This is a genomic window from Acidobacteriota bacterium (assembly GCA_016716435.1).
Taxonomy (GTDB): Bacteria; Acidobacteriota; Blastocatellia; order Pyrinomonadales; family Pyrinomonadaceae; genus OLB17.
Genome location: JADJWI010000007.1, coordinates 42,040 through 52,755 on the forward strand (window position 1 = coordinate 42,040; position 10,716 = coordinate 52,755).

The window sequence follows — 10,716 nt, forward strand, 5'->3', positions numbered from 1 at the left end:
AGCAGGCCTATTGTAGGCCAACTGTCTCAACTATCTCGAGGCCAAAGGCCTCAAGAGCATTGATCCTTGGGGGATGGTCGGACAAAAGCCGAATTTTCTTGATCCCAAGATCTTTCAATATTTGGGCACCGATCCCATAATCGTGAATCTTTCCATAACCAGTTTCGCGTTTTGCACTTTGGAAATCAACACCTTTTTCCTGCATCACGGCATACGTGCGGAGTTGATTGACCAAGTCCAGGTGGTTATCGCGTTGGCGAAGATAAATGATCGCCCCCCGACCGATTTCGGCGATCTTTTTTAACGAACTGTTGATAGCCGGTGCAGCTTCGCCTAATGTGCATCCGAACATGGCGAAGGTCACATTTTCCGTTTGGACGCGAACCAATATAGGCTCAGTTGTATCCGAAATGTCACCCATGGTCAGGCCAACATGCGTTTCCCCATTGACCAGATTCTCAAAGATCACAGCAGAGAACTCACCATAGGTTGTCGGCACAAGGGCCTCGACAACACGACGGACGAGCGGTTCACGTTCCATTCTGTAGCGTACAAGGTCGGCGACCGAAATGATCTTAAGACCGTGCAGAGCTGCAAAACGCTCAAGTTCAGGCATACGGGCCATTGTGCCATCGTCATTCATTATCTCGCAGATAACGGCAGAAGGGTTAAGCCCTGCGATCCTTGCGATATCAACGCTTGCTTCGGTCTGCCCAACGCGGACCAATACGCCGCCCCGTTTAGCTCTTAGCGGGAAGACATGTCCCGGCCTTGCAAGGTCTGAAGGCTTAGTAGCCGGATCCACAGCAGTCAGGATCGTTTTTGCCCGGTCTGCGGCAGATATCCCGGTCGTTACGCCCTCTCTGGCTTCGATCGAGATAGTGAAAGCAGTGCCCATGCTCGACGTGTTTTCTGTTGCCTGCGGCGTAAGGTTCAACTCGTCGCACCTTTCTTCTGTGAGCGGAAGGCAGATAAGTCCGCGGCCATGGGTAGCCATGAAGTTGATCATTTCCGGCGTGACCTTTTCGGCCGCACAAACGAGGTCACCCTCATTTTCACGGTCCTCATCGTCAACAATGATGATCATCCGGCCTTCCCGGATATCATTTGCCGCTTCTTCTATGGTGCTCAATGGCATTGATTACTTTCAGATCTCAACTTTGGGGCCAAAATGCGATTCTATCGAAACTCCATGTTCATTGCGAACGTCAGGCCCGGTTAACAATTGAAGCATCTGCCCTTACAATGAGGCGATGCCGCTCGTCCTAAAGCTCGCTCTCCGCTTTCTAAGCCTCAAAAGAGGCGGTCTGGCGCGCTTTACAACGATAGGGGCCGCATTGATCATCGCCATCGGAGTCTTCGCATTTCTTTTTGCTCTCACACTATCGAATGCATTTGAAAGGTCACTAATTTCGACCCTGACGAGGTCTGTACCGCACATCGTCGTTACGCCCATTGGCGATGTGAGTAGCACTGATCTCGAGACCGTAAAGGCTCTGGTGGGGACGGTTAACGGAGTTCAGAATGCTCGTTTCGCCTCGTCGGCCAATGCGATGATTACAGCCAATGGCCAGTCTCAGTTCGTTTTGGTGAAAACGCACGAGAATATGGATTCCGGCGTTGTGTTCGGTGACCTCTTGGCAAGCAAGCTCCAGATCACAGCCGGCGAAGAAGCAGAACTCTTGCTTTTGGGACAGGACGGAAAACTTCGAAGAGTACGGATCCGTGCAAACGGCATCAGTTCCACAGGCCTTTACCAAGAAGATGCCGGTCAGATAACCGTTTCGACCCGAGAATATGCGGCGATCGTTGGTCAAGAGGTGTTCACGCCGCAGGGGATCGAGGTTCACCTTGCCGAACCAATGTCATCTGAGACCATCGCCGCAAAGGTTGCGGCACTTGTCGGGAATGGGTTTGAGGTTCTCTCCTGGGAGCGGTCGAATCTAGCCGTACTCGACTCAATTCGATCCGCCAAGCGTTTTGCTCTTACAGTTGTGTCGCTGCTCGCCGCAGTCGGAATTCTTGGTTTGCTGGTTACTACTGCCGTCCTCGTCCGCGAACGCTCCCATGACATTTCCGTTCTGCGAACCATGGGACTGCGAAGCAGTTCAATTGCCTCGATGGTCTTGCTCCAGTCCGCCGTGATCGCTTTATCCGGTTCGCTGCCCGGAATCGCCCTGCTTTATTTGGTTTTTGCGATGACCGACCCGACGGCCTTTATTCTCACGGTTGCAGAAGGAAGTCCGTTGCGAGCGTTAACTGTAGAATCAAATGCAATCGAAACACTCTTCACGGTCGCCGGAGTGATTGTTCTCTCGGTCTTTGCCGGATTATTTCCCGCGATGAAAGCAGCTCGGGTTAAACCCTTGGCAAATTTGCGTCAGATTTGATCGTCGGAATGCGTCTCTCAAATTATGTCGGCCAAAGAAAATCTCGATGAAATAAAAGACGAAACGAGTCGGTTCGCAAGTCCGATCCTTCACATCGTATTTTTTCTCTCCGGCATCGGCACGGTTCTGATCGGTCAGGTGCTCCCATATTTCGAACGCACCTTTTCACTCACCGATGGCCAGCTCGCACTATTCTTTCCGGCACAGTTTGCTGGATCGGTCGCCGGGACTCTCATTTCCGGCTACTTTGGCAGGCGAACAAAGCTAAAGCAAGCAACTGCACTCGGGGCAGCCGCGATGGCGGCGGGCATCTTGATGATGAACGCAGGCGATCTTTCGGTTGTTCTTGCGGGATTCGTTCTCAACGGAATCGGGATCGGCATTACGCTTCCGGCAATTAACCTATTGGTTTTGGAGATGAATCTTCACCGGACGGCATCGGCACTTAGCCTGCTCAACTTTTATTGGGGAGCAGGTGCCATCGCTGCGAAACCATTCGTCGACCTGACCTCGGACGCATCCAACGGACTACTTTTTACAACGCTCTGTCTTGCCGTCCCGCTCGCCACAAGTTCGGTCGCTATCTCACTCATACGGGCATCTCCTAGGCGAGAGAGCCGTCCGGTATCGGATGAGAACGAAACCTCGCACATCTGGGCGATGCCGCTTGCGTGGGCAATCGCTGCATTTCATTTCGTTCATGTCGGTTTCGAAAGCGGCATGGGCGGATGGATCACAACGTATTCCGAAAGGATCGCGGGTGTGCCTGTAACCTCCGTCGTTTCCCCCACGCTCCTGTACTTCCTGTTCTTCGTCGCGGGTCGGGCGGTTGGACCGATCTTGTTTCGCTATCTAAGTGAGAATCAGGCGATCGCTCTCGGACTTTCTCTTATATTAGTTGGCCTCGGGTTTGTATTGAACGCCGGTGATCTGAGCACATTGAACATTGGATCGGTGATCACCGGCATAGGAACGTCTTGGATCTTCCCAACCAACGTATCTCGGTTCTACAACTCATTTGGGCCTGAGGCTGCTCGGAAGGCTACGCCACTGTTCATATGTGGAACGATCGGAGCTACAGCGGTCACGTGGGGAATCGGAGCGGTCTCATCAATCTCGGGTGATCTGCGCTATGGAATGCTAATACTTGTCGCCGCGGCGGTCTCGTTGTTTGGTCTTCAGGTTGCGATTGTGGTGATCGCCAGCCGCCGAACGAAGAACTAGAATTCCAAGTTTTTCAAATATTCGCGGAACGGGCCGCCGAGGTCCTCTCGCTTTAGGGCGTATTCGACCGTTGCAATGAGAAAGCCGAGTTTGTCACCCGCATCATGGCGCGCGCCCACGAGCTTCACGGCATAAAATGGCCGTTCCTTGAGCAAAATGCGCATCGCATCGGTTATCTGTATCTCCCCGCCTGCACCGGGTTTCGTTCGCTCGATCGCATTGAAAATATCCGGAGTGAAAATGTATCGCCCGATGATCGCCAGATCGGAAGGCGCGTCTGCATAGGCCGGCTTTTCGACCATATCCTTGATCTTAAATACGCCGGGCTCGACCTCCTCCGCGTCTATTACACCAAACCTTGAAATTGCCTCGCCGGGAACCTGCATTGTCGCGATGACGGGCGCTTCGTACTTTTCGTAAACGTCCATCATCTGACGCAACGCCGGCCGCTCTGCATCAACAACATCATCGGCGAGCAAGGCGGCAAAGGGCTCGGTGCCAACGAAATCCTTTGCCTGATAGATCGCATGCCCCAAGCCGAGAGCCTGCTTTTGCCTCGTGTAGCTGATCCTCGCGATCTCCGAAATCGCGCGGACCTGTTCGAACAACTCCGTCTTGCCCTTTTCTTTCAACAACTGCTCAAGCTCGAAGGAGATATCAAAGTGGTTCTCAATCGCGCTCTTATCACGGCCTGTGATGATCAAAAGCGATTCACAACCGGATGCCACGGCCTCTTCAACCGCATATTGAATAAGCGGTTTATCCACAAGCGGAAGCATTTCCTTCGGTGACGCTTTCGTGGCTGGAAGAAATCGCGTGCCGAGGCCGGCCGCCGGGAAAATAGCTTTACGAATTGTTTGAGCCATAAAAAGACTGCTAAATTATGATGTCGCGCCCTTGAAAACCATAAGTTTAAAGATTTTCGCAACGCGAAACAAACGCACCATTCGGACATATCGTATGCTTGATCTTAATTTCGTCAGAGAGAATCTGACTGACGTAAAAACCGCCCTTGAGAATCGCAGCTTTCCGATCGATGTTTTGGACCGGTTTACTGAGCTGGACGTTGAACGGCGAAGGCTGATCAGCGAATCGGACGCGATCAACCAGCGGCGAAATGCCGCGAGCAAAGAGATCGGCGAACTGATGAAATCGGGAAAGCGGGACGAGGCCGAGGCGATGAAGGCCGAAGTCGCCGGGTTCAAAGCCACCCAGGCCGAACTTGATGAAAAACGCGAGGCCGCCGAATCTGCTATGCGCGACCTGCTCGCGGGGCTTCCGAATATCCCGGCCGAGGACGTTCCCGTCGGTCCGGATGAGGCGGCGAACGTCGAGATAAGGAAGTGGGGCGAACCTCCGACTTTCGACTTTGAGATAAGGGACCATGTCGACCTCGGCGAGGCTTTGGGCATCCTGGACTTCGAGAGGGCGACGAAGATCGCCGGTTCGCGCTTCGCCATAATGAATGGGGCGGGGGCACGACTGTCGAGAGCCTTGGTGAACTTCATGCTCGACGTCCATACCCGCGAGCATGGGTATTTGGAAACGATGCCGCCGTTTCTGGTCAACCGAACCTCGCTTTTTGGGACGAATCAGCTCCCAAAGTTTGAAGAGGATCTTTTTCACATTAAGGATGACCGCGGTTTCGCCCTTATTCCGACCGCGGAGGTTCCGGTGACGAATTATCACGCCGAAGAGATACTCGATGCCTCCGAACTTCCGAAGTACTTCACGGCTTATACGCCATGCTTTCGGAGTGAAGCCGGTAGCTACGGCCGCGATACCCGAGGGCTGATAAGGCAGCATCAGTTTGAGAAGGTCGAGCTTGTCAAGATCTGCCTGCCGGAGGAATCGGCAGAAGAGCATGAAAAGCTTACTCAGAATGCCGAACGGATCCTCCAACTCTTGAAATTGCCGTATCGCACGGTCGTCCTGTCCACCGGCGACATGGGGTTTGGCGCACAAAAGACTTACGACATTGAGGTTTGGGTGCCGTCTCAGGGAACTTACCGGGAGATCTCGAGCTGCTCGAACTGCGGCGATTTTCAGGCTCGCAGGATGAGTCTGCGGTTCCGTCGGGCGGGCGGTTCGAAGCCGGAATTCGCTCATACGCTCAATGGCAGCGGGCTTGCAGTTGGGCGAACGTGGCTGGCCGTTCTCGAAAACTATCAGCAGGCGGATGGGTCGGTCGTAATTCCCGAGGTGCTGCGGCCGTATATGCATGGCGCTTATAGGATCGCGGTAATTTCGCGAGCTGTATGACCTAACGCTCATTTTTTCTTTGACGCTGACGCAATTTGTAATCACAATGTAATTATGAAAGCTCAGATCATTCAGATCGGGAACTCCCAGGGAATACGAATTCCGAAAATGATGCTCGAAGAGACCGGGATCTCCGGTGAGGTCGACCTCCACGCTACACCTGAAGGTATTCTCATCCGAAAGACCAAGCGGCCGCGAGGAGATTGGGACACGGTTTTCAGCAGATTTGCCGAGTCCGACGATGAGCTTTCCGAAGACATCAAGGCCTCAGGAGCCTTTGACCGAAAGGAGTGGCAGTGGTGAAACGATTTGAGGTTTATCTTGTCAATCTCGACGAGGAGGTCTCGGATGACCCCAAAAATACTCGTCCCGCCGTTGTGGTCTCGCCCGATGAGATGAACCGCAGTCTCGGTCATGTGATCATCGCCCCGATCGCCTCTACGACGGCTACTTTGCCGACCCGCATCGCGACCGAATTTCTCAACTCCGACCGGCAGATCGTCCTCGATCAAATTCGGACCGTCGACAAGTTGCGGCTTGTGAAAAGCATCGGTGAGATCGACGGCCGTTCGAAGACCGAGGTTGTTGAGGTGCTTCAGGAGATGTTTGCTGGGTGATCGCATTGCCTACTTCGCCTTTGCTTCGTTCCAGAGCCTATCCATTTCTTCGAGCGTCGAACCGTCGAGTTCATTTCCTGACTCCTTGATCTGCTCCTCTACATAGAGAAACCGTTTCCGAAACTTTCGGTTCGTTCTTTTCAGGGCCGTCTCAGGTTCTACATCGAGGCGTCGGGCAAGGTTCACGATGACGAAGAGCAGATCGCCGATCTCTTCTTCAATGTTTTCACGGTCGTTAGTACTCACCGCCGCCCGCAGTTCGCCTATCTCCTCCTCGGCCTTTTCAAAGATCTGGTCGGCGTCGGGCCAGTCGAAACCGACCTTCGCTGCTTTTTTCGTTAGCTTGAGTGCCTCTAGCAGGGCCGGGAAGTGCACGGGCACATCTTCCAAGATCGAGTCCTTTGCTTTTTCAACCTTGCCGGATGCCTTGCGTTCGTTGGCTTTTAGCTCGTCCCAGTTGTTAAGAACGTCGCTGGCTGTTTCGAGGTTCGCATCGCCAAAGACATGCGGGTGCCGAAGCACGAGCTTCTTCGCGACGCCTTCGGCCACATCTTCGACGGTAAATTCGCCGCGTTCCTTGCCGATAGTTGCGTGGAAAACGACCTGCAGCAGAAGGTCGCCGAGTTCTTCTTTGAGGTGTTCGGTATCGCCAGTCGCATCGGCGTGCTGTATCGCGTCAAACGTCTCGTACGCTTCTTCAAGCAGGTATTGCGAAAGCGAGGCATAGGTCTGCTCCGCATCCCAAGGGCAGCCGCCCGGTGCACGAAGCCGCTCCATTACGCCAACGAGTTCATCGAATTTTTCTGACATATCACCATTTAAGTTCAGGACGTACCGGAAGTCTAGGGCATCGCCCGAAAGGCCTTCGAGCGAGGCCGAGCTACGACCGGCGAGACGGAATATCGCTTCTGAGCTTTCTGCTAGAAAATCGTAGGTGATAAAATCATGGGGAGTAAAGAAGTTATGATCGGACACGAAGAAAATCAAGAAGACGTTTCCTTTAAGGTTACAGATCGTCGGAAATTTAACCCGGACGGATCGCTGAAAGAGGGCGTGGAGATCGAGCCGGAAGCGCCTAAAGCCGTCACCCCGACGCCCGAACCCAAACCCGAACCCGCGGTTGCTGCGGTTGAAGAGGAGCCGGTCGCCGCAGCTATCGACGAGTCCGAGGATGACGGCGAAGAGATCCCGGGTGCGGATGATCCGGCGAGCTTCATCAATTTTCTCTCGACCCTCGCGACCAACGCCGCGGCATCTCTTGGTGCCGTGCCGCATCCCGCGACGGGTCAGCGGTCGCTCGACCTCGACACGGGCAAGTATTGGCTCGATGTGCTCGCGATGATCCGCGATAAGACAAAGGGCAATCTGCACGAGCATGAGGCTCGGCTGCTTGAAGGGCTTTTGGCCGATCTGCGGATGCAATATGTGACGATGGTCCGAGCGACCGAAGAGAAGCTGAAGGCGCAGGCGGCGAAGAAGTTTTCCGGCGCGGATATTCTCGGAAAGAAATAGTTGAGCCGCAGAGGCCGCAGGGATCGCAGAGATCCTTGAAACCTCTGCGGACCTTGCGGTCTCAGCGTTAAGATCTAAATGCGACTTACCTTCCTCGGCACCGGAACCTCGACGGGCGTACCCTCCATCGCCTGTGACTGCGAGACGTGTCTTTCCGAAGACCCGAGGGATAAGCGGCTTCGCGTCTCGGTTTTGATCGAACACGAGGGCGTTTCGATCCTCGTCGATACCTCGTCCGACTTTCGCCAACAGGCCTTGCGGGCAAATATCCGGCGGCTCGATGCCGTGCTGATAACGCATTGCCATGTCGATCATGTCTTTGGCCTTGATGACATCCGGCCGCTCAACTTTCGCTACGGCCCGATGCCGATCTTTGCCAATGACATCGCCTGGACCGACCTTCGCCGCATCTTTCAATACATTTTTCAGCCGACCCACTTGGGCGGCGGGCTTCCGCAGCTGATACCGCATATGGTCTTCAACGGCTCGCCTTTCTGCATCGGCAAGGTCGAGGTGACGCCGCTTGAGGTCATCCACGGCAAGCTGCCGGTGATCGCCTATCGGTTCAATGATTTCGCCTATGCGACCGACCTGAAGACCATCCCGCAGGAGTCGCTTGACGGGCTCCGCGGGCTTGATGTTCTCGTGCTCGACTGCGTCCGCATTAAGCCGCACACGACGCATCTCAACCTTGAAGAAGCCCTCGCTTACATCGACGAACTCAAGCCGCGGAAGGCTTACCTTACCCACCTCAACCACGACATCCTCCACGCCCGCGAGTCCCGCACGCTGCCCGACAACGTCGAACTCGCCTACGACGGCCTTGTTATCAGCGATGAGCCCGTTGAGGCTTGAGCATCCTTGTCCGCCTACCACCGTTTGGTCAATTTTCGTGTCGACGTGTTTCATTTTTTTAAAGGGCCATGCGCTTCTGAAACGCTTGAAACGAATGAAAGAAATGAATCGCCTGTAACACCTGAAATGCTTGAAACGCCCGGGAGTTTTGAGTCCCGGCTTTCGAGAATTCCAGATTCCAGATTCCGAATTTGACGATGAGCCCTTGCTGATGCGCGGGCCTCCGACACGACATTCCGCATTCCGAGTTCCGAATTCCGCATTTCTTGGTGTTCTGTTTTTCTCAGGACATTGCGCGTTCGCGAAAACACCGCGAACATCTGGAACGATTGGAACGATTGGGACAACTGTGTCGTCCTGAAAAAAGTTGACACAATTTGGAGGTAAGCCTGGTATAGGTTTCCTGTTTTGTGTTGGTCCTGAATAGGGTTTACGGGCATCTCCTTATATTGGTTTAGAGTTTCACTCTCAGGCCGCGGCCTGAGAGTGAAAAGTTTTGGCCGGATAGTATTTCTTCCAGCGCTTCTTGAGCTCGCCGGTCTTGGCATGGGCCTCGGCCGGGGTGAGCATATCGATCGACAGATGCGGCCTCAGGTGGTTGTAGGTATTGACCGCCTGGCCGACCTGCCGGGTTGCATCGGAGAAGCTCTTGAAGCTTTTCCGCAGCAGTTCCTGTTTGAGAATGCCGTTGACGCGTTCGGCAATGGCGTTCTCCAGCGGGTCGCTCTTTTCGCTCATCGAGACCCGGATCCGTTTCCCGATCAGCTTCATATACCGCGAGCTGTAGTATTGCAGCCCCCGGTCCGAGTGGTGTATAAGCCCGTCGCGTTCCGGATTGTCCCTGAGGGCCATCCGCAGTGCCGCCGCCGGCCCTCTGGCTGTCAGGTCCTCGCTGAGGCAGTAGCCGACTATCTTTCGCGAATAGGCGTCCGTGATCAGGCTCAGATAAGCAAACCCTTCCCGGACCCTGATATATGTGATATCGCTGACCCACAATTGATTGCTCCGGGTCGGCTCGAAGCCCTTCGCAAGATTCGGGAAGCTCTTCATCCAGAGGCCCGAAAACGTTGTCCTCGGACTTCGCCTCTTTCTCTTTCGGATCAGCAGCGAATGCTCCCGCAAGAGATCGTACAAAGCGTCGCGGCCGATCTCTACCGAGTGCTCGCGGGCAAACCCGCTCATCATGTGATGCAGCTTTCTTACACCGATCCGCTTTTGCTCCTTTCTCAGCCTTCCTACCTCCTGCAGCACGATCTCGGCTTCGAACGCCCTCTTCTCCACTCGCCGTTTCCCCTTGTAATATGCCTGTCTCGTATAGCCAAGCAGCCGGCAGGCCTCGCCCAGGCTTCTCCCCCTGCCGCTCTCTACCACTTTCCTCACCGCTTGGCCCCAGGTTTTTTTCTGATCGGTACCTCAAATCGATCTTCCGCGATGTCGATCATCGCATTCAGCAACTCGTTGTAGAGCCGGGCCTCCTCAAGCTCCTTCCGCAGCCGCCTCACCTCCGCCGACCCCGACCCATGCCCAGACCCGGCAGACGACCCCGTCGCCGAACCGCCCCCGGCCTCACGACCCCTTATCCATCTATGTACAGTCGACACCGAAACCCGGTATATCCGCGCCAGTTCCCGCATCGACACACCGCCTCTCCCGTACCTCTCAACTGCCTCTCTCCTCATCTCTTCGTCTTGTTTCATCTGTTCCCTTTTACCTGTAAACCTATTTCAGGACAAGACATCTGGAACGTTTGGAACGTCTGGAACGTTTGGGACAGCTGGAACTCGCAGCCGGGCTTGGGTCTTTGGGCTTGTGTTTTGTGCCTTCGGTTTACTCATTATTACACTCGATTTTGGCAT

The 10,716-nt window shown here is 54.4% G+C and carries 12 protein-coding genes; 7 read left to right on the forward strand and 5 right to left on the reverse strand.

Annotation, left to right across the window (positions count from 1 at the left end; all coding sequences use genetic code 11):
• Window positions 1-7: 7 nt before the first annotated feature.
• Window positions 8-1,138 carry a 3,4-dihydroxy-2-butanone-4-phosphate synthase gene (gene ribB, locus IPM21_11060; protein ID MBK9164422.1) on the reverse strand — a complete coding sequence of 377 codons (1,131 nt, stop codon included), beginning with the start codon at window positions 1,136-1,138 and terminating at the stop codon, window positions 8-10.
• A gap of 115 nt (window positions 1,139-1,253) precedes the next feature.
• On the opposite strand from ribB, the gene IPM21_11065 reads away from it, so the two are divergent.
• Window positions 1,254-2,390: an ABC transporter permease gene (locus IPM21_11065; GenBank protein ID MBK9164423.1), complete on the forward strand. Its 1,137-nt coding sequence runs from the start codon at window positions 1,254-1,256 to the stop codon at window positions 2,388-2,390.
• A 24-nt stretch (window positions 2,391-2,414) separates the two neighbouring features.
• Window positions 2,415-3,614, forward strand: a complete 1,200-nt coding sequence (locus IPM21_11070) for an MFS transporter (GenBank protein ID MBK9164424.1) — start codon at window positions 2,415-2,417, stop codon at window positions 3,612-3,614.
• Here IPM21_11070 and galU read toward each other — a convergent pair.
• Window positions 3,611-4,480, reverse strand: a complete 870-nt coding sequence (galU, locus tag IPM21_11075; protein ID MBK9164425.1) for a UTP--glucose-1-phosphate uridylyltransferase GalU — start codon at window positions 4,478-4,480, stop codon at window positions 3,611-3,613. The genes IPM21_11070 and galU overlap by 4 nt on opposite strands.
• A gap of 94 nt (window positions 4,481-4,574) precedes the next feature.
• Between galU and serS the strand changes: the two genes are divergently transcribed.
• The 3 genes from serS to IPM21_11090 are packed head-to-tail and all read left to right on the forward strand — an operon-like array spanning window position 4,575 to window position 6,493.
• Complete coding sequence (gene serS / locus IPM21_11080) at window positions 4,575-5,876, forward strand: serine--tRNA ligase (GenBank protein MBK9164426.1); 1,302 nt, start codon at window positions 4,575-4,577, stop codon at window positions 5,874-5,876.
• Window positions 5,877-5,930: 54 nt separating this feature from the next.
• Entirely contained in the window at window positions 5,931-6,179 is a 249-nt protein-coding gene (locus IPM21_11085; protein MBK9164427.1) for an AbrB/MazE/SpoVT family DNA-binding domain-containing protein, read from the forward strand.
• Complete coding sequence (locus IPM21_11090; GenBank protein ID MBK9164428.1) at window positions 6,167-6,493, forward strand: type II toxin-antitoxin system PemK/MazF family toxin; 327 nt, start codon at window positions 6,167-6,169, stop codon at window positions 6,491-6,493. Before IPM21_11085 ends, IPM21_11090 begins: the two co-directional genes overlap by 13 nt.
• Before the next feature lie 9 nt (window positions 6,494-6,502).
• Here IPM21_11090 and mazG read toward each other — a convergent pair whose 3' ends face one another.
• A complete protein-coding gene (gene mazG / locus IPM21_11095) occupies window positions 6,503-7,303 on the reverse strand; it encodes a nucleoside triphosphate pyrophosphohydrolase (GenBank protein MBK9164429.1) in 801 nt (266 codons plus the stop codon).
• 153 nt (window positions 7,304-7,456) lie between these two features.
• Between mazG and IPM21_11100 the strand changes: the two genes are divergently transcribed.
• Both IPM21_11100 and IPM21_11105 read left to right on the forward strand, forming a co-directional pair.
• Window positions 7,457-8,005 (forward strand): DUF1844 domain-containing protein, encoded by a 549-nt coding sequence (locus tag IPM21_11100; GenBank protein ID MBK9164430.1) that lies wholly within the window; start codon window positions 7,457-7,459, stop codon window positions 8,003-8,005.
• Between the two features lie 78 nt (window positions 8,006-8,083).
• Entirely contained in the window at window positions 8,084-8,860 is a 777-nt protein-coding gene (locus IPM21_11105) for an MBL fold metallo-hydrolase (protein ID MBK9164431.1), read from the forward strand.
• Between the two features lie 468 nt (window positions 8,861-9,328).
• Here IPM21_11105 and IPM21_11110 read toward each other — a convergent pair whose 3' ends face one another.
• Together IPM21_11110 and IPM21_11115 are read right to left on the reverse strand one after the other, a co-directional pair.
• Window positions 9,329-10,240: an IS3 family transposase gene (locus tag IPM21_11110; protein MBK9164432.1), complete on the reverse strand. Its 912-nt coding sequence runs from the start codon at window positions 10,238-10,240 to the stop codon at window positions 9,329-9,331.
• Window positions 10,237-10,557, reverse strand: a complete 321-nt coding sequence (locus IPM21_11115) for a helix-turn-helix domain-containing protein (GenBank protein MBK9164433.1) — start codon at window positions 10,555-10,557, stop codon at window positions 10,237-10,239. The genes IPM21_11110 and IPM21_11115 overlap by 4 nt, the downstream gene beginning before the upstream one ends.
• Between the last annotated feature and the right edge of the window lie 159 nt (window positions 10,558-10,716).